Here is a 20,440-nt window from a genome sequence, read left to right on the forward strand (position 1 = left end):
TTGATGAGTCATGTTCAGTTCGTTGGTTGCTCTGCTTCCCGAAGCGACGCAGATGCGGTTCGCACGCTGGCGCTTCCAGAGCGTGCGCGAGACGTTTTATAAGGAAACGCGCCTCGACATTGAAAAGAAGGGGCTGCGTGACGTTGAAACGCTGCGTGAACGGCTCGAGACGTACGAGAACCGCAACCGCAAGCGCAATCGTATCGAATGGAGAGTGTTTGCAAAGGTGCGTGAGCGGCTGGTGAAGGGCGACTCATTTTCCGCCGCAATCAGGCCGTTCATCCCGGGCGACGAATACACGCTCTTCGATATTGCCGATGAATCGACGCAGAAAGATGCGGTGGTGCGCGGCTTTGAACTGGCGGAGATGGCCGCATTCGCCAAGCGCACCCTTTCATCGCAGACGGCGATGCAGGTTGCGTATCCAACCTTCCTGCTCGTCTATCTGTACGGCTTCTGCATGATGTTCGGGGGGATGATCTATCCGCAGGTCATCGAGATCCGGCCGCTCGAACAGTGGCCGGACGCCGGTCGGCTGCTATATCACATCGACACGTTTGCGTACGAATACTGGTGGGTCTCGACGTCGCTGATCCTCGGGGCAATCGTCACGTATTTCTATAGCCTCAAGCGCTGGGTGGGACGTGTGCGAGCGAAGTTTGACAGCTTCCCGCTGATGTGGCGCAACCGGCGGGACATGCGCGCTGCCCTGCTGATCGTTTCGCTTGCCGGCTTGTTCGATTCGAACCTCACATTGCGCGCAGCAATCAACCGCGTGGCGCACACCGCCGACCCGTGGCTGCGGTGGCACCTCATGACGATGAGCAAACGCCTGACGCAGCGTCCCGACCAGCCGATGCGCGCCCTTGACACGGGCATTTTCTCGGAAATGATCGTTGACACGATCACCGATGCGTCGGGCCGCGACCAGTTTGAGGCGGCGATCAAGTCGCTGGGGCGGGAGTCCCTGGAGCGCGTCGTGGAGGCCGTCAAGCGCAACGCGAAACTGACGCATTACGTGCTGCTCGCTTTCGCCGTTGTGCTTTTCCTGACGATCGGCGTCGGCTCATACGTCGTGACGGGTGCAGTGAACATGACGGGTGGCATCCCGGTCGCCGGCGCCCAGTAGTCGCTCAACGCATCTTTATCTAGCCGCCCTGACAGGGCGTGACCTTCGGGAGAACATCATGCAACAAAGCAAAATTTCGTCTGTCCGTCGTCTGAACCTTCTGCGGATGGGACGACGCAAAAAGCAGTCCGGCGAACTGTCGCTGATCGAGGCTGGCGCATACATGGCCGGCGCCGCGCTCCTGGCTATCGCTGTGATCAAAGGGGGTGCATACGTCTACACGCTTATCAAGTCGCAGGAATTTACCAGCGAAGCGCAGATGTTCCATACGGGCATCCTCAACGCCACGCAAAACGATGCAGACTTTTCCACTGAGACGCTGACCACGCTTGCCACGAACCGCGCGTTTGATTCGGCTGGTACGCGCCTGGCCAGCGACAAGTCCTCGCTCAAGGGAATCTTCAATCAGCCGGTGACGGTAAGCGTGGGCACGCTCAGCACCGCGAACGACTCGTTGATCCTCAGTTACCAGGTGCCTGTCGCGGTCTGTTCGATGAGCGTCGCTGCGTTGGCCAACACCTTTTCACAGGTCGGCGCCAACGGTTCGACTCTTGCCGGGCCAACGACGACCTTTAACAGCGCCACCGCTGGTACAGCCTGTTCGTCCGCTGGCGCTTACGCGACTCTCCAGCTTTATACGTCGCGCACGTAACGGGACGGCCGGACAATGGGCAGCTTGCTCGAAATGATGTTCGTCCTGCTGGGATCGGCAATCCTCACGGTGCAGGGCATCAAGCTGGACATCGAACATGACCGCGCGACTATGCTGGCACTGGAAGGGCAGAACGAGGCAACGCTCGTCACGGCCTTCCAGGGCTGGATCTCGGACAACTTTGGCACGATCCTGACGCAGTACACCGCATCAGGCAACAATCCTTCGATCACGCCCCCGACGATTGCGCAGCTGGTGACGGCAGGCAACCTTAAACAGACCCACAAGAGCGGTCCGTATTGGGGTGGTGCTTACGCAACCACGATGACGATGGTGCCGACTGGTTGCACGCAGAGCGCTGGAAATTGCCGCGTATCCTTCACGATGTACCCGACGACGCAACTGCTCAAGGGCGGAAAGGCTGACGTTGCCGGTGCTGCGCAGATTGCTCAGGCGGGTTCGAAACTCGCGGGCACGAGTCAGTTCGGCTACTCCAGTGCGCAAAGTCCGGCCCAGATCGTGGGCATCAATGGGGCGTTCACCGCGGCAAACCCGCTAGGTTCCAAAGCCGCGTCGATCATGGCGACAAACGGTCCGCAGACGGACGGCAGCTCCGTCTATATCCGCCGAGACGGTAGCCTGACGTGGACGGGCGATCAGGATGTCAACAACGTCAGTCTGAAGAACGTCAACGACATCAAAACGCAGACGCTAGAGGCGAGTGGGGCGGTGGCCGCAGCGAGTGTAGCGGCGACGGGGGCGGTGACGGCCGCCACCATGACAGCCACAGGCGCTGTCACGGCCGCCACCATGACGGCTACAGGGGCCATAAAAGGTAACTCGGTCACGTCCACGACAACCTTGCAGGCGGGAAACATAGCTGTGCCCCGTGCGGCCTGCGCACCGAACGGCCTGACCGCCAGCAATAGCGATGGATCGGGACAGCAACTTACCTGTCAGTATGGTCTTTGGCTTCCGACTGGCGGCCGCCTGTTACGGATGGGCTACTACCTGGTCGGCGACGGATCGAACGTGGGCAAGCCGACTTGTCCGTCAGGAGGCACTCCGATCGTTGAGCTATCGCCGCAGGGCTGGTACGTGAACACAAGCGCAACGGTGAACTTCAACGCCTACGACTATGGCAGCTACTGGAATATCAGGATCACCGATGGCGGCGGCGGCAGCATACCGGGCAGTGGGGCCGCGGGTACTTACTGCTCTTACTAGAGAAAAGAATATGAACAGGAAAGTGTTTCTGCCGTCACCGCGTGGGGCGGCAGTCTGCGCAGTGCTTGTCGCGCATATCGCGATGGCAAACCCCGTTGTCTGCTCGCCGGGTTACTACGATGCGACGTGCAACGGAAAAATCGCTGCAGGATACCAGACGCCACCAAGCTGTTCGACGGGCCCAGGGTGGACCACTTTGGCGTCCGCGCAATGGCAGGGCTCGCATTTCTCGTCGCCGCAGTGTAATTATCAAGCGCCCCCGCAGTGTCCGACCGGATGGCAGGAAGTGTCTGGCCCGTCATGGAATGGCTCATCGTGGGTCGGTCTGTCATGCCAGCCGCCGCCTCCACCGGTTCCGTCTACCTGTCAGTACGGCTTTGCAAGCGGCCCCACATGGAGCGGAAGCGGGTGGACATATAGTTGCAATGCCGCACCTGCGGTAACGTGCGCCAGCCAGGCACAGTCACAGGGCTACACATTGACTGCCGGTTATGGCAAACAGGGCCCCTTCAACGGGTACTATACAAAATTCGACGGATCGTACGGTTCTGGCACTTACTACAACTACGAGTATGGTGCCATCGGGCCTACGCAGACTACCACCTGCGGCGATACCTACAACACATACATCATGTACTGCCCGGTCAGTCCAACGGACGGGAGCGTTATGGGGCAACTCACGGGAAATGCTAGTGCGCCGGGGTGCGCCGGGGGGGGAAATTAAACTGAAAAGAGCGGACGAGGGCGCTTTTTTAGCAGCGGTTGAAGGCCGACCTCGCTGACAGGTTGGCCGCAGAAAAAGGGGTGCAGCCCGCACAGGCTGCACCCCTTTTCTATTGGAGCGTGTCAGAAACGATTTTCAAAAAAACCGCCAGCGGGAACTGGCGGGTTCGATCAAGGCTCGCAGGGAGCCTTTTTTTGCACGGTAGCGTTAGCCGACGATATTACCTGTCGTGAACGTGAACGGCTTGGTGAAAGTAGCGCCGTTCACCGTGCCGGTCACGGATACGGTGTACGTGGTGTTGGGAGCCAAAGGCGTCGCCGGATAAGCTACTGCTGCATACGGTTGCGTCAGCTTGTTCGGGTCGTTGGCCGAATCAAGCAGTTGCAGGGTGATGACGTTGCCAGACGGGTCCGTCATCGTGCCGGATTGCAGCACGATTGTATCGGTAGCGTTGCCCATTACAACGACAGGCGTGCCCCACGGTCCCGAAGTGTTAGGCGGCGTCGGTGATTCCGAAACAGCCTTGTACGGAACGCCGGTCGTGCCTTGGCACGGGAAGGTCAGTGGCCCGCTTGTGGTTAGCTGTTGCATCGACGTATTCAGAAGGCTCAACGAGCCCCATGCCACCGGAAAACCATTGAGCGCAGTTTCATATTCGCCAACACCCATCGTAGCAACCGGGGTCAACAAAATCTGAGAGTGGTACACGGTCGAAATCCACTCGTTGACCAAGGTTTGACCATACTGCGTTTCAGAGAGCGCCGATGTGGTGTAGTAAGCCGCGCTCACGCCACCACCAATTGCGCCAGACGGAAATCCGAAATGAACGGCACGATCAACATAGCTCACGCCAGTAAAACCTTGTTGACCAGCCGTTTCATTGTCCGCAACCTGATTGTTCAGCCCTTCCCACGTCGCATGCGCAGTAGCAGCCTGGTCAAGAATGGTGTTCTGCTGAACTGCTGGGAAACCGCATTCCTGGCGGTAGGTGTTCACCTGATTGAACATTGCGAGTTGCGCGCTATTGGCCGCGTACTGCGGAGTGGCTTGTGTACCCGTTACCGGGGAACTGGCCGAACTGGGAGCGCTGGCCGGGCTCGCTGCGCTCCCGCCACCGCCGCCGCCGCACGCAGCGAGAAGAATGGCAGCCGCTACCGCAGCCGAAGTCAGTGTGAACGTGCTTTTGGTCATCATGTTTTGTGGCCCTTAGTCGTTAGTGCAGTCGCCCCCGCGATCTGCTTACTTTCATCTTATCGAGCGCAATCCAAAGTCAAGGCAGCGTCGGCCGCAACTTTCGGAAAGCTTGAATGCTTACCGCAATTTTCGCGTGCGCAGGCATTGTAAAGAGCGGTAAGCGATTACGGCGAGAGTGCCGTTGTGTGGGCGCAACCGTTTGCTACCGCCGTCCGGAGCGGTTCTTTCGACGGTTTATGCGTATTGCAATAAAAAGCGCGGCGAGCAGAGTGCCGGCGATCGCTGGCTGCTGTTTGCCGACTGTCGAGAGCATCAGCGACCCTCCCCAGACAAGCGCGAGGAAGAGCACCAGATGCTTGAACGCCTTACTGTCGAGCACACGCAAAATCCGGCCGCCAGAACGCGCGCATCGCTTCGCATACTGTTCGTTGGATTTTTCGAGGTCGAACGTCTCAGGCGTCGCCTGACGCTCCGTCCTGTAATGGCGCTCATAGTGCTGGAACCGTGCGTCGCCTCGGCCTCGGAGCCAAGCCGCTACGCTGTCACCAAAGAGATAAGCGAAGTCCTGCATGTCAGTGCATCACGTCCGAGGAGAACTCCACCGCGCCAATAACACCGGAGATGGATTGGCCGTCGGCTTCTGAGTGGAACTCGCCAGTCTCAATGTCACGCCAGCCGAACTGGACCCGGCCATCGTGAGAAAAGACTACGAACCCGATCTGAACCGAAAAATCCTCATGCATGGCGCGACTTCCCTTAGTGTGATTGCTTGCGTTTGCTAACCTGACTCTTTGGCGAGAGAAGATAGTTGCAGCCGGGGCAGCTAAAGTCCTTCGCCAGCTCGATCTTCCCCTCGCCGTTGGACAGGATGTAGTCGGTACCGCAACCCCGGCACGCAGCCATCGTCAGGCGCGAGTCGAGCGCCATCGCCCTTGTCAGGTGGTTGCCGCGATCGGCCGTCATCACGAGGCTTTTGCCGAACGTCTTGGCCATGATGTCGTTCGCTGCGATAAGCGCTTCTGGAATGTTCCCGCCGTTGTCCAAAGCGCTCCGGTACAGCCACACGTATGTCGTTGCCTGGAGCCGATGAACCGACTGCTCGACGTACCAGGTGAGGGAAGTCGGGTTGCACCCGCAAGGCGAACTGACGCCGTGGATTTGCCGGTAGATCGCGCGCCCTTGGCCCTGACGAAGAGTGAACAGGTTTGTAGCGGTCGACGCGCGGCAGCCCTGGGCCATCATCATGTGGGCGAAAACCTCCTTGTCGCTCCGCTCAAGCCGCAGGTCCGTCCATGCGTGTTGGTACGGCAGGGACGCCGTGCTAACCGGCGACGTGCTCATCAGATAGTGGGCGACGGTCTCTTCCGTGAGCCAGCCAGCGCCGAATTCCATCCAGAAGTTGGCGTCATTGAAACGCCACCGGAACAGCGGAAACTTGATTGCGCCGATCGCGTTGTCGAGTCGCGCCATCGGCAGCGCTTTCAGGTAGGTCGCAAGCTCTTTGGAGATGCCCAGTAGCGGTATCGCTGCGACGTTCATGTGCAAGACGTCCTTCAGTAGCTGGACGTACGCCTGATTGTAGTGATAGATGTCGCGGCTGGTGATCTGATCGACTCGCGGCATCTCTCTGGCTAGCCTCTCGACGTTCTGAGAGTCCATCGCGCCGTCGACAAACGTTTCCCAGTCGCGCGGATCTTCTAGGACCGGAGAAAGCGCGACGAACGGTAGGTTCATGAGCGTTGCTTTCTGGGCGGCATTCTGTCGGAAGGTGTCCATATTGGCGTGTGAAACGCCAAAGATGCCTTCCAGCTCACTATGTCCTGCGAGTGCCAGGAACATGAAGTCTGTGAGCGAAAAGTTCGTGCGTTGGATTTTTTCTGCCAACCACGGCGTGAGCAGTACGTTGCGTGCTTCTGTGCTGAGTGATTTATTATTAGACATTCCGATTCTGATTTTTGTGTTGATCGCGGCGCACGGTCTAAGGCGCCATCTGCATCGCGTTTGCCCGTTACCGCTGCAACGCCGCTTCAATCTCAGCTACATATTTGCGCAGTTGGGCGGCAAGCGCCTCAAGCGCGCCGTTGTACTGCTTCGGATCCGTGGACGCCAGCACGGCCAGTTGGAACGAGCTCATCTTGCCGCTGACGTCCTCCCAGGCGGCGGTTAGCTCTTCAAGAGAACTGTGCACAGCCTTACCGGCGTTGAGTTCGGCTTGCTGGCGATTGATTTCCGCCTCTATGTCTGCTTGTTGGTTTAGCAGGGCCTGGGTTTTGCCTTTTACGTCTTCAAACTCTTCGTACGCGTCCATTACCGCTTGCTTGGCAGTTTTGTAACCCGCAGGCAGCACCTCGACAGGAACTTCGACCTTTTCCACCTTCGCAGGAGCGTTCAGGGCTGCATCGACTTGCGCAGAAAGCTCGGCTACCTTCTTATTTTTGGCCGCCAATTCCTGTTCCATCGCCGGGTACCCGGATGTCCGTTCGGTCAGTGCGGTACGAAGGTTGGAGATGCTATTTTCCTTCTCGGCGAGGTGACGCTCATAGGTCGCGAGCTGTTCCCTGAGGTGCTGGCTTTCGCGCTCAGTGACATCCAGTTGCGTCTTGTGATCCTCAAGGATTTCGTGGATCTTTTCGAGTTCTCGCTCGGCGTCTTCAACCTTCTCATCCTTGATCTGAAGCTCTCGCAACAACGCGTCAACGTCTTCCCTCGTCCACTTCTTGCTGTTTGGAAGCGCTTCGGCTTCCTGCTTCTTCAGCATGATCGTGTTGATCTGCTCTTCCGTGACGTCTTGCGCTGCCAGTAGATTAAGCTCTCCGTAGCTGAACACTCGGATCGCCTCCGCATTGTCGGCGAACTTCTGATGGCAACGGATGTAGCCGCGGGCGCTAGGCTGTGTGATACCCATCGACTTTTGGAAAAATACAAAGCAGAGTTGCGCCGCTTTTCGACGCGCGGGGAGCGTATCACCGACCTTCGCGGTCTGGCGCGTGATGCACAACTTCATCATCTGCTGAAGATGGCCGCCAAGGATGATGAGTTCCTGCACAACCTTCGACCGCGACTCAGAAACCGACACCATGTGCTCTACGAGCTTGGCGATGAAGTCGGCGTCTTCCTTCCAGGAGCCAAAGATCTCACGGGCTGCAGCAGCGATGTTTTCTCGCGTTACTGCGGTCGGGTCTTCAACACTGAACAGGAACTCGTTTATCGGATCAAACGAGGCCGCAGCCGCGTCGGGATCCGTGTTGCCCACGCGTGATGTGCTTCCCGAAAGCAGTCCGGGGACCGGCGCTCGCTTGGACAGCCTCAATTCGGTACTGGACGTCTTGCCATTTTGCATTCTTCTCTCCAGAGGTTAATGAAACGACCACCCTAGTCGTCGTGATGTGTGAGCAGCTGCTCAATCTCGGACAGCGCGGAAATCGCGCTGTTACTCAATGGCTTGCGTTGGGACGGTCATCGGGCCGAATGCCTGCGGACGACTGACGAGGCGCCTGTGATTTACCGCCTTGGTTGCAGTCGCTCTGCATCGACTTCAAGAGCGCCACAAGCTCTTCGCGTGTCATCTCGGGGTTCTCTAGCTTGGCGCGCACCATCGCGGAGATGATCTCGTCAGAGACGTCTTTCCCGGCAAGAGCATTGAGTGCGCGATACGAGAAAGCCCGCATTGCTTCTGCGTTTTCGCCGAATTTTTGGAAGCAACGGATGTAAGCCCGCGCACTGGCCTGTGAAATGCCCAGCTCGACCTGGAAAAAGCGGTAACAAAGGGACGCCGCCTTTTTTCTATTGGCACCCGTATCGCCACAGGTGCTCAGGTAGTGCTCAGTGCCGATCTTGGTCATTTCGTGAAGAGATTTGCCAAGACGAACTACTTCTTCTGCACGCGTGGGCCGTGATAGGCGGTCAGCCTCGCACGCGTTGAGCAGTTGATAAAGATGCTTGTACTCGTCGTCATTTTCCAGACTCATGCCGTGAACCCGTTTGAATAGTGCCTAACTTGTAAGAGAGAGTAACGCCGCAAAGTAACCCTTAACTGGAGAAAGGCACCGAATTCACACTGCCTTTCCCCGGGAGGGACCGCCTTCATTGCGTGCTCTTAAAAAAGCTTAAGATTGGATATCGGTCACATTCCTGAAACATTTAGTCACATGTTCGAGGATTTACACCATTGCTTTGACGACATGAGTAAAAATTACTTTGCGACGCGGGCCACGTGCTCCTCCATCGCGGCGCGCGTTGTGTCGATAAGTAAAGCGACTCCGGCGGTTGCTCGCGGCACGTCGACCGGCGGCATCGCGCCGTAGCTGTCACGTCGCGCGCGCAGCCAGTGGGGGAGGTCGGCGAGAGAAAGAAGGTCGGAGTGCAGCGCGGGGCTCAACTGCGCATCGTCGGACACGAGAAGTCCGGCGCCCGCAACTGGCCACAGCGCGGGAAGGCGACTGCGGAAGAACGCGACTTTTGTGCGGTTCTGCTCCAGTGGCGAACGACGGTCCTGTGCGTTGCCGTCGCGATCTGTCCTCGTCAGGAAGCCGGGGGTCGCAGCAGGACTGATATATCCCGACCAGTTTTTCGTCTCAAACACGAAAACACCGAAGGGGGTGATGGCGAGGTGATCGATCTCGGCGGTCGGGAAGTCAGTTCCGGGCGCGTGCTCGACGATGATTGGCCCGTTGAAGAGGTGATAGTCAGCGCCGCAGAGTGCGATCAGGTGGTCGCGCAGCGTGACCTGCGCTTTCGCTTCGCCTGCCTCGCCGAGCGCTACGCTGCGGTCTTTTGGCTTCTGCCGGAACAGGTTGCCAATAGATGAGCGTTTCTTGCGGCTAAGGATTTGCCATGCGGCGACGCCCAGAAAAATTTCGAAGAACATTTGCTGCCTCACGCGTTGTTGATGAGGTCAGCTTGACACGGCTGTTTCAAAGTCAAGGAAGCGAAAGACGTCGAATTCGTATTGCAAAGGCGAAAGCACACCTGTTTTCTTAAGCTTTAACGTCGCCGTGTCGCGTAGCGATCCGTAAAGTCACTCCTATCCCCGCGTCTTTGACGCATCGACCCGAGTTGTTGGCCCTGCTGCGCCTGCGGTCAATCTCCGTTCCCCTGTTTGCCTCCGCCGATAGCTGCTTTTGTCACGTCTTAACCGAGCCGTGAGGAAAGCGTCTCTCCGCGCGCCTGATTTCCCTGCTCACCTGAGCATCGAAACGGTCCAGAGCGTCCGGCCTGGACATCCCCTAGTGCGTTAATTTTTCTGGAGAGAAAAATGCCGAAGCAGTTCCTGATGAAAGCGACCCGTTCGCCCATGTCGTTTCTTGCCGTGTGCTTTGCGCTTTGGTTAGCAGCACATTCATTTTTCGCTGCACTTTTTGTCGGCTTGCTCGCTATCAAGTGGATTAGATCTGCGATTCGCGATGCCTTGAAAGACGAGAAAGAGACGAGCGATACCGCAGCAGCAACGCCCACGACCGCCCAGCCTAAAGCCGAAGCAGTCCCGACGGCAGCTGTGACACCTATCAAACGACAGTACGCAAAGTCGCCTGTCGTTGTTCCGCTAAAAACCGGCACCGGCGAATAGTCGGCCCGCCACTGATCGCAAAGATGCCCTCCGGGGCGTCTTTGCAACTTCACCCCAACGGGACCCAACCCGTTGCGGGCATGGGTTCCGTTTACCGGAGATAACCCATGGAAACCGAAATCGCGGCATGGCAACTGGATATGTTCGGCAAGGAATTGCCAATTCTTGCCAGTCAACCTCTCAAGCCTGACCCGCTTCCCGATCCGCAGTTCTGGAGCGAAGCGGTGCGCGAGAAAATGGTCGACGCTCTCGTCGACCTCGCCACTGACAGTCGTCGTGGCGACAACATGCCTGAGTCGCTGATGGATTGCTGCACGCTCCTGAGCGACAGGCTTCGCAACCGCAAAAAGCTTGAACTCGACGATTACCGGGCAACGCTCGGCTGGGTGATGGAGTTCTGGGACGGCGCTCTGCCGTACCGGTACGTCTGTCTCGTGAACGGCGTCGACCCCGAGATCCTTCAGGACGTCATCGTCAGCAACCCGCTGCTGAAGCGCGACATGGAAGACGTTCGTCGCTGCTGCTTCGGCTCGTTGCTGTAGGAGAGCCGAAGATGACAACAACGACATTCGGCAAAGTCCTGAGTAGCATCTTCGGCACTGGCGAGACCGTTTCGCCGCCAGCAACTCCCGCACCCGTAGTCGTGGGGCAAGGGGGCGCCAACGAGCGTCAGGTCGTGATCGCTGGCGAGGCTCGCCTGTTTCGCGATGAGGGCGATGTTGTCGTCCAGTTTCGCCCGGCCTTCGATCATCAGCTGCGCGATACGCCGGTCGGCATGAAGCTCGTACCGTCACTCGAGCCTCACTGGTCCGTCGTCGGTGAACATCCGGGTCCGCTAAAGGACGCGATCGCTGCTGCGATCATGGCAGCGGGTTCGCCAGTTACCGCGGACCGTCACGTTGAACGGGCAGAACGCCCTCGCAGCGGCGGGCAAGTCAAGCCAGCTACCTCACCGGTCGTGATCGAGAATGCTGCGCCAGCGTTGGCATCACCCACGAAAGCGCCGGTCGCACATCGCACGGAACGTTCGCACTACGGCGTCGTGACGGAGTGGGGTGAGCGCGAGTTCCCGGATGGCAAGCGTCCCGGCAAAACCTATGAGTCGTTCTGCCTGACGCTGGAGCACCATGGACAGACCCGCGTGCTGCAGGGCGAAGGCCTGCGCGACGCAATCGCGGAGACGCATTGCCGCATTGGCGATCGCGTCGAAGTTCGGCGTCTTGGCAAGACGAAGGTTCCCGCAGTCAATTCGCGCGGGGAGCCGATTCTTGATGCATCAGGCGCTCAAGTCCTGTGGGACAAGTGGCTGTGGTCTATCAAGAAGAAGTGATGGGCATTCAGCACCTCTCATCCCGAACCTCCTCACCTTTGTTCCCGTAACGGCTCACCTTTCGCCGCCTTGGCCCTCCTGATGGGGGCCGGGCGCGAAGGGTGAGTTCCCATCTCGCACCTTCCCGTAATCCCAACCGGCAGCGCCGTCCTTGCTGAGAAAAGCCGTTCCACGCGCCTTGCGCGTAACGCACGGCTTTTCTGAGCAACGGTTTCACCGCCTGTAAAGGCATCGACCTCAACCACACCACTAATGGAGTGACATATGAATGTTAAGGACCTGAAGCTGTCCCCCGAACAGTGGGTAGCGTTGCTCCAGAAGTACGGAGTACCCGCAGCCTCATTGACCGGCAAAGGGTCGCCTTGTCCCATCTGCGGCGGTAACGACCGCTTTACTTATGACAACAAGCGCGGCCGCGGCGACTGGGTGTGCCGCAAGTGCAATGAAGGAAGCATGAAGGCCGGAGACGGCTTCGAGCTTATCTGCAAAGCAGTCGGTATCACCTTTCGCGAGCTGATGCTCGAACTCGCCGGCGGCGTCCCGTTGCCGGCGCGTGACACGCCGGGCTCCTCGGCGCCTTCGCCAGGTCGCAAGGCCGATCCGGCGTGGGCGCGAAAGAGACTCGAGTCGATGTGGGACAGGGCGGTGGCGCACGGGCGCGGCGATCTCATTTCGAGATATCTGCGCGCGCGCGTGCCCGGCCTTGACCTTTCTCCGTCACCGGCACTCCGGTTGGCAATGCTTGAGTGCCGGCATGAAAAAAAGGTGATCGGCAAGTGGCCGGGTGTTCTCGCAAGATTCACGCTACCGGACGGACGCCTGGGCACACTTCACCGGACGTTCCTTGATCGTTCGAAGCCCGCAAAGGCGACGATCATCACTAACGACGGGGAAGTACTCCCTTCAAAGATGAACGACGTGACGTTGCACAAACTGAATGGCGGCGCAGTCCGGCTGATGGAGCCGGTCAACGGCGAGATCGGCGTGGGGGAAGGCCTCGAATCGGTGCTTGGCGCGCACATGCTTTTCGGTGTGCCGGTCTGGTACTGCCTTAACCGCGTGCTGCTTTCCGACTTCGTTGTTCCTGATGGCCTTGGAATTCGTGTCGTGCATATCTTTGCTGATTTCGATGCGGTCGATCCGAAAACGCGAAAGTCGCCCGGGATGGCTGATGCGCTGGCGCTTGCCAGACGTCTCCGCGCCGACGGCTACACCGCAATTGTTCATCGCCCGAAAGTCCGCGGGACGGACTTTGCGGACGAATGGTTGACGTTATGTAACAAGCCCCGCGTTCTTACTGCGGCTGTCCGGAGCGGCGGGACGCGCGAGGCAATGTATGTCTGATTAACGGCGGCCTGGCCCGCTCAGTAGTTTTTCTTAACCGCCCGGTGGGGATTCGTCCCCGCCGGGGCCGCAATCCGTCCGGGCCTTCCCCATGGAGAGAAGCATGTTCAGGATGATTGTTGGCCGGTTTGAGATTGTCGCTACGTCGGGCGTCGAGAACGGTTCCGCACCAGTTGGCAAGTCGGAAGCGCAGGCTTACGACGTGATCGACCGCAGGAGTACTGGCCTGACAACGACAGCGAAGAGAGGTGTCGAGTTGGACGACGCGTGGTTTTACTGCGTCCGCCTTCAAGGTCGAGCTCGCGGTATTGCTTTATTGCATTAACTCAGCCCCATAACGACAAACCCGGCCATTGTGGCCGGGTTTTTTTTCGCCTGCTCGAAGTGGACTCCCGTTGGCTACCACCACCACGGACGGGTCTTGACGCGGATGACCGTGCGCAGAAGGTAATACATCATGATCAGGAATGGGCGAAGGATACCGACCGTCCAAAGGAATGCGCTGCCAACGGTAAAGAACACCCAGACCGTGAAATCGCATGTCGGAAAAAGAAGGTCGATGAACATCACTCCGAACAGCGCGGCTGCGATGACTGCGCGCCTCGCGAGCGGATTGAGCGCCCAGAATTTCTCAAGCATGGTCCCGGTCCTTGCGAAGCCACGAAAGTACCGCACGGCGCAGGTGATATGCCGATTCCCACAGAGCAACAGCAACTGCCACCAGGAGCCAGAAGCGCGCGGCCCGGGTCCAGTCCGCGTTAGTCAGTACGTGCAAGAGATCCATTGTTTCCACCCCACTGGTAAGACCCGTCATGCAGGCCGATGACCTATCTTCGCAAATGCGGCGCGAAGTCAAGGCCACCGGCCGCAACTAGAACCCCGCAAACTGGTCGGCGATAGCGTCCGTGTCGAATCGCCGGACGCCGGCGACCGACGCATCGGCAGCGGGCCGCTGTGCTGGCTGCACTGCGGCCGCCGGCGGGGCTCCGGTAGAAAGTGTAGGTGCGGGATCGCTTTCTACCATATCTGTTGCGTCGGGGAAGCGCCGGGGCGTCGGCGCGTCGGTCATCTGCGCGGACGGCGAATCAAGCAGGGTGGGTTCGACGCGTCTTGGTCCTCCTCCGTTGAGCGCCGCTCGTGCCAACGCCCTGAGGGCGCCGGCGCGCATGCGCTCGTTGTCGAACTGTTTGATGTAGGCGAAGAGATCTGGGTCTGTCGCTTCGTTGAGCGTGACTTTGACCAGCGCCTTGCCAGTCATGCAGCGGCTCCGAGCGCCTTGCGTTCGCGGGCAAGCGTTGCCTCGCCGACGATCAGGAACCCCTTGGCGTTGGCATAGCACGGGGCTTCCAGCACGTCGAGCTGTACCCGCGGGAAAGCGTCTCGTATTGCCGGTTCGTAGAGAGCGGCTCCGCCTCCCGTCAGCACGATCGAGCGCAGATCAGCGGTCCGACCAACGCGATTCTGCATGTCCTTGACCGTTGAAATAATGACAGCCTGGGACTGTTCAAGATACGGGGCAAGGTCAATGTCGTGGCCGTAGAACAGCAGCGGTTTCCTTTCGCGCAGACACTTGTCGATCCGCTCAATGTCGTCGACCGGTTCGCCTTGCTTTTTTGCGATCAGAGACGCAATGCTTTTATAGACATGTGACGCCCCGCCCGGAGCACCGCCGCTGCGGCGGTCGTTCATCGTAAAGCCGTGAGCGACCACCCAGTCCGTCGTGAAGTAACCGACATCAATGACCAGGTGGGCATTCTCGCGATCAAAGCGGCTACCCCCATATTCAGAGAAGGAGACAAGCGATCCAAGCGGTTGCGGCACGACCTTGACCGAACCGACCTTGATCTCACCATGACCGAAGTTGAGAGTTCCTGTGAACGCGTCGCGAAGATGCGCGGAGTACTTGGTGATGCTGTGAACAGGTAACCCAAGCACCATGCGTTCGACCTCGGTCACGCCGGCAAAATGGAGGGATCCGCCAAGCAGCGCCGCATAGTTGGCGGTGAGACAAAAATCTTCCGACAACGTCCGGCCCGCGTTGCCGTAAGCCGACGACAGTTCCACGCCAGGACCAATCTCATACGTTGCGCCATCCACTTCGATGGGCGCAACCTTGCGCGCGTTCAGCACGCCTTGTCCGAAGCCCGACACTGCGTCGCTGATCGCGATGGGCGCCAGCGACGGGAACATTTGCGTGGCGATGTCTGAACCCATACGGAATGCGCTTTTGGTATTGCCGTAACCGACGTCCACTGCGAATACTGAAACTTTCATTGGCTCTCTCCAGAGTTATTTACCGTTGCTCACTGTGCGCTTGGGCCAAATAGGGCCAAACAGGGGCCAAACGTTGATTGTCCTAACAACTTTTTCCTGTCTTGGCCCAAGCTTGGCCCGAACTTGGGCCAATGCCTGTTGCCCTGATGGGTTGCTTGCTGCCTTGGGCCAAACTTGGCCCGAACTTGGCCCAAGGCCACGAGTGACGGTCTAACTGTATCGGCTGGGAAGCAAAGTCAAGGAAGCCAAAGCTCGCATGATTTAGGGAGCTTTAGGAATTGAGCGCGCCGCTCGACCGGTTATTCTCGACTTTACCCACCGCGCGATCAGCGCATCGACCTCCACGTTTCATCATTGAAGGGATCGCTTTGCCTGGCGAAAACCCTTCCTGTCCACGGCCGCAATCTGATGCGGCCTTTTTCTGAAGTAAATCAAAAGCAATCCGGGGCGATTTGAGGCAACCGGACGAGCGATATCCATTGGGTTTGCGGGCGGTTTTGCCCGATTTTGCGATTTGAGCTGAGTTGCCGGACACCGGACACTTCCGAAACCGGACGTAACTCACGCTTGAGTCAGCATTGGACGCACCCTTTCAGCACACGAAGCTGGGACCGTTGCATGAAGCCCGACACACAGCGGCGGACTGCACGGACTTGGGGGTGGGGGCATGTGATCGCTATTACAGCGAACACTTCCCTGTACGGAAGACGAACGGCGGGCGCGGCCGGAGAAAAAACAGCGCAAACGGTTTGCCGGACGGTTGGCCACAGTCGTGCGAGTCGAGAGACGGCGCACACGGGCGCGTGAAAACGTGTCACAGGCCGGTTCGGCAGCTAGAGCAGTCGGCGGAGTCGGGATCGCGGAGCGAAAAGCGCTGTGGCCCGACCTGCGAGACAGCCGACCCGATCAACGACGATGGACCCTGCAAAGGCAGGTCCGGTTCGGTGATGGCAGGGAAAGCAGATATCGCAGGCAGGCATTGCGCGCGAGCGTGGTGCCTCGCAGCAGGCAGCAGATGGACAGTCGATGCACGTCTCTTCCACGTGCGGGGCTGAACCGATGGAATCGCTAAAGGACAGGAAGGTTGTACCCGGCGGGGGAACGCAACGCGCAGCGCGACAGGTTGATGCGGGGATAGGCTCCCAGCGTCTCGCGCGCAGCGCACCGAAAAAGATCAGGAAAATGTTCGGTCGCGGCGTTTAGGCAAGGCGCTGATAGCGCTTTGACCGTGCTATTCATGGGGTTGTAAGGATGTCAGCTATTTTGAATGTGCGCGCAGTGCTGCGCGATTATCGGTTGCCGCCCGACTTTAAAGGGGTACTCGAAAACCTCTTTCTGGAGAATGTCGAGAAGGTGCACAGTCGCACGCGAATTAGCGCCAAGCCTCTGTCCATCAAAACGCAGATGTATCGGACGCAGCAGATCTGTCGATCTTTTGAAGAGCTTCGGAAAAACGGCTATGCGCTCCAATCGCCGTATGCGCTGAAGCAGAAGCACGTGAAGTTCCTTGTAGACCTGTGGATCAAGTCCGGCCTCAGCGGTGGCACGATTGAGAACAAGTTGACTTATCTACGAGCGCTCGCTGACTGGATGGGAAAGAAGAACCTCATCGGAACCCTGTCTGATTATGCGGACAGAGAAGCGAATAATCTCGTGCGCTCATATGTGGCGCTCGAAGATAAGTCCTGGGTAGGAAACGACGTCGACGCCTCAGCGAAGATCGAGGAGATTGCAAAAACAGATCCGCGCGTCGCAGTGCAGCTTAAGCTTCAGGCGGCGTTTGGGCTGCGCGTGGAAGAGAGCTTCCTTCTGCGCCCCGCCGAGGCCGTGCGCAACGATGGCCTTTTGAGCGTAACCCGCGGGACAAAAGGCGGTCGTGACCGGGCGGTGCCGATCGACTTCAAATTTTCGGTACTGGAAGAAGCTGCCGCGTTGGCCAATCCTTTTACCGGCTCGACCATCCCGCATGGCATGACCAAACAGCAGTGGAAGTGGCGCTATTACAAGGTGCTGGCCAAACACGGCGTCACCGAATCGGGAATTGGAGTGACCAGCCACGGTCTGCGTCACCAGTACCTGCAGGAAATGTACGAACGGATTACTGGCGTTGCAGCGCCCATCAAGATGCCATCAGAGCGCGTGGATCGTGCGGCACACAAGGCGGCGATGCAGCGCGTTGTCGAGGCGGCAGGTCATAGTCGCGCGACTAAAGCAAACGCCTATCTCTCAACGCATGCTGCGTTGGCTGCGAAGAAGACGCGTTCGCTGACAAGGGAAATGGCACTGGAGGCCATCACAACTGCGGGCGGAGTGAAATCACGCGCCGCAGCAGCGATGGGTATCTCGCGTCAAGCGTTGTACAGGCTGTTGGAGAAATGAAGGGCGCGGCGGTCGGTCCGAGACTCTGCGGGACACCGACCCGTAGGGGCGCGCAGCCTACGAAACAGCAGGCCGCGGCGCAGAGTTGAGCACAAGCAGGGACGGCACAAGGTCGCCATTCTTGCCGAGGTTGGACACGTAACACGTCGTTTATTGCGCTGGTCTATAAACGATGTGTTTCCGGGCCAGAGAAAACATTTGCAAAATCATCGCGTTAAAGAAAATCGACGGGCCCGCATTCTTTAACGCTGTTATACGTGTCCACGGTCAACTGGACTAGAAGACCCTTATGATTGCAACAGCCAGCGAAGCATTGGGCTGGTCAACGCGTGGTAGGTGAGGATCACGCCGAGCGCGAGAAGCGTGAGCAGTTGAGGCATTAGCTTTTCGCGATGGCGGTACGCCGCGCGAATATATTCAATGGGGGACATGGTTTCTCCGGAGGGTTGTTCGCTCACCGATGTGTCGCGAGTTGAGTCCAGTATGACGCGGCTGGCGCCAAGTCAAGTCACCAGCGACTGCGATCAGGCAGATCGTCAACGGCGGCGGAGACACGCGTCTCGAACGAACACTCCTCGTCACCTCCTGTCGCCGGAATGCGCGGAAACTGAACCGACGCAATACCATCGATGTAGACGAAGCGAGCCATCTGCTGCAAGGTGCGGTATCGAGCCGCGTCCTCGAGCACCGGGTCTATTGGCCAGAAGTCGCGGGTCGTTATTTTCCCGTCGACGATCTTCTGAGCGAGCATCGAGAAGATAGGGCCGCGTTTCTCCCAGTCTTCCGTTGTGCGCGCAAGCAAATCGAGAACGTACGGCGCGTCGATCGGCGAGATCTCTTTGCGTATCAGGTCAAGCAGGTCACCCTCGGTCGCATCGGGGCGGTTGATGCGCTTGTTCCAGATTTTCCCGGCTTCATTGAGCGCAGCATGTTTGTCGTTGCCGATGGGAATCCACGGCGTCTGCATGCCGCAGTCGTCGCACAGGATGCAACACAGCCTCTCAGTTGGAGGTTCCGAGAGGGAGCGCGCCTCCATATCGTTCATCACGGGGGCAGTGCTGGAGTTGATCTGCAGGAAGTCCGTCGAAGGCCTGATGCGGCCCCCGATCACTCGTTGGGACCAGCCGAACGCCCAGTTGCCGCCACAGTGAGCGCAGGGGAAAAGTTCATCAGTCATGGCACTTCTCAGTGGTCAGTGTATGTGTTTATTGTAATGTTGACTGACCAGCCTTACTGCCCAAAACGACACGAAAAAACACCAATTGCGGCAAGTCAGGCGTTCAGGCCGTCAGCGGCGTGGTTGTACGCCTCGTGAGAAAGCAGGCGGACAGGGCGCAACGTCTCACAGTCGAACATTAGCCGGTAGGCGTATCCAACCGGCACTGAGAGAAGCTGCCCATTCGAGGACCGGATTGGTTTGCCCTTGAGCGCGCATGGATGAGTGCCGTCCCGCACCTTTGAAAGAATCAGTCGAGCCTCCCTTTGAAGGGACGGTAAGTGGGCCACGCACGAAAGGTCGATCTGGTCGGCTGCGGCCAGTTCTGCCTGTGCGAGTCGCTTTTTCTGGCGCGCGAGCATCTCGGCCTCTTTGACTTTTGTGATGGCGGCGCAGGTATGGCAGAACTTGCCTTTGCCCGAGTGTCCGCAGGGGAAGTTGCGTTTCATGGTGATGACCTTGAGATAGCTGATGCACCCATTCAACCATGAAGGGCCTGGCAGTCAAGGGAAGGTAGGAGAGGGTTTCGGCGGCTCTTTCACATTCTTTCTGCCATCCAGTTCGGATGACAGATCAAGGATGCGCGAGTCCGCCCGCGCGAGCCTTTCTTCAAGCCGCTCTATGTGAGCCAGTGCAACGCTGTATTGGTCGGCAAGCATCGTGAGCGCCCAGAAGGGCGTAAGCGCGACAGAGCAATCCCGGCACGTAACGATTCCGCCACGCGGGTCGAGCCGGATATTGTGATGGTCGCACTCGCTGGGGCGGTGCGTACGATCATCTGTAGAGACGCGCATGCGCGCGAAAGGGATGACACTGCTCATGCGCTTCCGGCCGGTAAAGTTTGTGATTTATGGGGCAGGGGACCGCGACTGTATATGGAACGCAGCGTCGGGTAAGAACAGCGTGCGGGAAATGCTCTCGTCGCGCCGGTAGTGCTGCTCAATCGTGTCAAGGTAACGACGGAAGGCGTCCGTGTCAGATGGCGCGACACCGGGCGCGATGCGTGCGCTGCTGCGGCCGGCGGCAAATCGCACGTCGGTTGGCGCGTTGGCGTGCCGCTCGATGCTGGCAAGCGCAGCCACGTCCGGCAGCCACCACCGGTTCCAGCGCGTGGTGAAGTTCAACCAGCCGCGCGTGGCCACGTCCATTTCTGACCAAGACGCCTGGAAGTCAAGAATCGCGCCGAGAGAGCTGAAGAAGGCCATCCGCACGGAGTTGTCGTCTGCGGCCGCGACGACAATCTGTTTGCGCCGCTCGTCGACGGGGTCGGTCGAGCTGGCCATGCAGAGTGCCGGATAGCTGACATGCCAGTCAGCACCGCGCGCCACTGCGCGCTGAAGGAAGAATGAGTTGGATTCCATGTTGTCGGTCCTGTTCGGGCTTTATCAGCGTCACCCTATATGCA

General features: G+C 58.7%; 24 protein-coding genes. 9 read left to right on the forward strand and 15 right to left on the reverse strand.

Going from position 1 to position 20,440, the window contains the following annotated elements; translation table 11 throughout:
* Nucleotides 1-10 precede the first annotated feature (10 nt).
* The 3 genes from P0D73_RS31360 to P0D73_RS31370 are packed head-to-tail and all read left to right on the forward strand — an operon-like array spanning nt 11 to nt 3,008.
* The gene (locus P0D73_RS31360) at nt 11-1,129 is read left to right on the forward strand and encodes a type II secretion system F family protein (RefSeq protein WP_408256136.1); all 1,119 of its coding nucleotides are present in this window, start codon (nt 11-13) and stop codon (nt 1,127-1,129) included.
* Nucleotides 1,130-1,187: 58 nt separating this feature from the next.
* Nucleotides 1,188-1,781, forward strand: a complete 594-nt coding sequence (locus P0D73_RS31365) for a hypothetical protein (protein WP_408434436.1) — start codon at nt 1,188-1,190, stop codon at nt 1,779-1,781.
* 15 nt (nt 1,782-1,796) lie between these two features.
* A complete protein-coding gene (locus P0D73_RS31370; RefSeq protein ID WP_408256134.1) occupies nt 1,797-3,008 on the forward strand; it encodes a hypothetical protein in 1,212 nt (403 codons plus the stop codon).
* 931 nt (nt 3,009-3,939) lie between these two features.
* Here the strand turns inward: P0D73_RS31370 and P0D73_RS31375 are convergent.
* The 7 genes from P0D73_RS31375 to P0D73_RS31405 all read right to left on the reverse strand — a co-directional run bounded on the left by P0D73_RS31375 (nt 3,940) and on the right by P0D73_RS31405 (nt 9,793).
* Nucleotides 3,940-4,926 carry a CAP domain-containing protein gene (locus P0D73_RS31375; RefSeq protein ID WP_408256133.1) on the reverse strand — a complete coding sequence of 329 codons (987 nt, stop codon included), beginning with the start codon at nt 4,924-4,926 and terminating at the stop codon, nt 3,940-3,942.
* A 202-nt stretch (nt 4,927-5,128) separates the two neighbouring features.
* Nucleotides 5,129-5,497: a hypothetical protein gene (locus tag P0D73_RS31380; RefSeq protein WP_408256131.1), complete on the reverse strand. Its 369-nt coding sequence runs from the start codon at nt 5,495-5,497 to the stop codon at nt 5,129-5,131.
* A 1-nt stretch (nt 5,498) separates the two neighbouring features.
* Nucleotides 5,499-5,669: a hypothetical protein gene (locus P0D73_RS31385; RefSeq protein ID WP_408256130.1), complete on the reverse strand. Its 171-nt coding sequence runs from the start codon at nt 5,667-5,669 to the stop codon at nt 5,499-5,501.
* A 13-nt stretch (nt 5,670-5,682) separates the two neighbouring features.
* Entirely contained in the window at nt 5,683-6,867 is a 1,185-nt protein-coding gene (locus P0D73_RS31390; RefSeq protein WP_408256129.1) for a hypothetical protein, read from the reverse strand.
* A 67-nt stretch (nt 6,868-6,934) separates the two neighbouring features.
* On the reverse strand, nt 6,935-8,266 hold the full coding sequence (locus tag P0D73_RS31395; RefSeq protein ID WP_408256128.1) for a hypothetical protein: 1,332 nt from the start codon (nt 8,264-8,266) through the stop codon (nt 6,935-6,937).
* A gap of 94 nt (nt 8,267-8,360) precedes the next feature.
* Complete coding sequence (locus P0D73_RS31400; protein WP_408256126.1) at nt 8,361-8,894, reverse strand: hypothetical protein; 534 nt, start codon at nt 8,892-8,894, stop codon at nt 8,361-8,363.
* A 224-nt stretch (nt 8,895-9,118) separates the two neighbouring features.
* Nucleotides 9,119-9,793, reverse strand: a complete 675-nt coding sequence (locus P0D73_RS31405) for a nuclease-related domain-containing protein (RefSeq protein WP_408256125.1) — start codon at nt 9,791-9,793, stop codon at nt 9,119-9,121.
* Between the two features lie 387 nt (nt 9,794-10,180).
* On the opposite strand from P0D73_RS31405, the gene P0D73_RS31410 reads away from it, so the two are divergent.
* The 5 genes from P0D73_RS31410 to P0D73_RS31430 all read left to right on the forward strand — a co-directional run bounded on the left by P0D73_RS31410 (nt 10,181) and on the right by P0D73_RS31430 (nt 13,491).
* Nucleotides 10,181-10,492: a hypothetical protein gene (locus tag P0D73_RS31410; protein WP_408256124.1), complete on the forward strand. Its 312-nt coding sequence runs from the start codon at nt 10,181-10,183 to the stop codon at nt 10,490-10,492.
* A 107-nt stretch (nt 10,493-10,599) separates the two neighbouring features.
* The gene (locus P0D73_RS31415; protein WP_408256123.1) at nt 10,600-11,034 is read left to right on the forward strand and encodes a hypothetical protein; all 435 of its coding nucleotides are present in this window, start codon (nt 10,600-10,602) and stop codon (nt 11,032-11,034) included.
* An 11-nt stretch (nt 11,035-11,045) separates the two neighbouring features.
* Nucleotides 11,046-11,822 (forward strand): hypothetical protein, encoded by a 777-nt coding sequence (locus P0D73_RS31420; RefSeq protein ID WP_408256121.1) that lies wholly within the window; start codon nt 11,046-11,048, stop codon nt 11,820-11,822.
* A 264-nt stretch (nt 11,823-12,086) separates the two neighbouring features.
* Nucleotides 12,087-13,166, forward strand: coding sequence for a primase-helicase zinc-binding domain-containing protein (locus tag P0D73_RS31425; RefSeq protein WP_408256120.1), 1,080 nt, complete (start codon nt 12,087-12,089; stop codon nt 13,164-13,166).
* 103 nt (nt 13,167-13,269) lie between these two features.
* Nucleotides 13,270-13,491, forward strand: coding sequence for a hypothetical protein (locus P0D73_RS31430; protein WP_408256119.1), 222 nt, complete (start codon nt 13,270-13,272; stop codon nt 13,489-13,491).
* Nucleotides 13,492-13,565: 74 nt separating this feature from the next.
* On the opposite strand, the gene P0D73_RS31435 is transcribed toward P0D73_RS31430, so the two are convergent.
* From P0D73_RS31435 to P0D73_RS31445, 3 genes are all read right to left on the reverse strand, one after another.
* Entirely contained in the window at nt 13,566-13,805 is a 240-nt protein-coding gene (locus P0D73_RS31435; protein WP_408256117.1) for a hypothetical protein, read from the reverse strand.
* Nucleotides 13,806-14,037: 232 nt separating this feature from the next.
* Nucleotides 14,038-14,424 carry a hypothetical protein gene (locus tag P0D73_RS31440; RefSeq protein WP_408256116.1) on the reverse strand — a complete coding sequence of 129 codons (387 nt, stop codon included), beginning with the start codon at nt 14,422-14,424 and terminating at the stop codon, nt 14,038-14,040.
* Nucleotides 14,421-15,440: a PRTRC system protein D gene (locus P0D73_RS31445; protein WP_408256115.1), complete on the reverse strand. Its 1,020-nt coding sequence runs from the start codon at nt 15,438-15,440 to the stop codon at nt 14,421-14,423. Before P0D73_RS31445 ends, P0D73_RS31440 begins: the two co-directional genes overlap by 4 nt.
* A gap of 1,251 nt (nt 15,441-16,691) precedes the next feature.
* On the opposite strand from P0D73_RS31445, the gene P0D73_RS31450 reads away from it, so the two are divergent.
* Entirely contained in the window at nt 16,692-17,819 is a 1,128-nt protein-coding gene (locus P0D73_RS31450) for an integrase domain-containing protein (RefSeq protein WP_408256113.1), read from the forward strand.
* 287 nt (nt 17,820-18,106) lie between these two features.
* On the opposite strand, the gene P0D73_RS31455 is transcribed toward P0D73_RS31450, so the two are convergent.
* The 5 genes from P0D73_RS31455 to P0D73_RS31475 form a co-directional block, all read right to left on the reverse strand.
* Nucleotides 18,107-18,250, reverse strand: a complete 144-nt coding sequence (locus tag P0D73_RS31455; protein WP_408256111.1) for a hypothetical protein — start codon at nt 18,248-18,250, stop codon at nt 18,107-18,109.
* Between the two features lie 77 nt (nt 18,251-18,327).
* A complete protein-coding gene (locus tag P0D73_RS31460; protein WP_408256110.1) occupies nt 18,328-18,996 on the reverse strand; it encodes a hypothetical protein in 669 nt (222 codons plus the stop codon).
* Nucleotides 18,997-19,091: 95 nt separating this feature from the next.
* Nucleotides 19,092-19,484: a DUF7682 family zinc-binding protein gene (locus P0D73_RS31465; protein ID WP_408256108.1), complete on the reverse strand. Its 393-nt coding sequence runs from the start codon at nt 19,482-19,484 to the stop codon at nt 19,092-19,094.
* Between the two features lie 54 nt (nt 19,485-19,538).
* Nucleotides 19,539-19,856 carry a hypothetical protein gene (locus tag P0D73_RS31470; RefSeq protein ID WP_408256106.1) on the reverse strand — a complete coding sequence of 106 codons (318 nt, stop codon included), beginning with the start codon at nt 19,854-19,856 and terminating at the stop codon, nt 19,539-19,541.
* Between the two features lie 27 nt (nt 19,857-19,883).
* A complete protein-coding gene (locus tag P0D73_RS31475; protein ID WP_408434439.1) occupies nt 19,884-20,396 on the reverse strand; it encodes a hypothetical protein in 513 nt (170 codons plus the stop codon).
* Nucleotides 20,397-20,440 lie beyond the last annotated feature (44 nt).

Source organism: Paraburkholderia sp. RL18-101-BIB-B (assembly GCF_046026985.1).
Classification (GTDB): Bacteria; Pseudomonadota; Gammaproteobacteria; order Burkholderiales; family Burkholderiaceae; genus Paraburkholderia.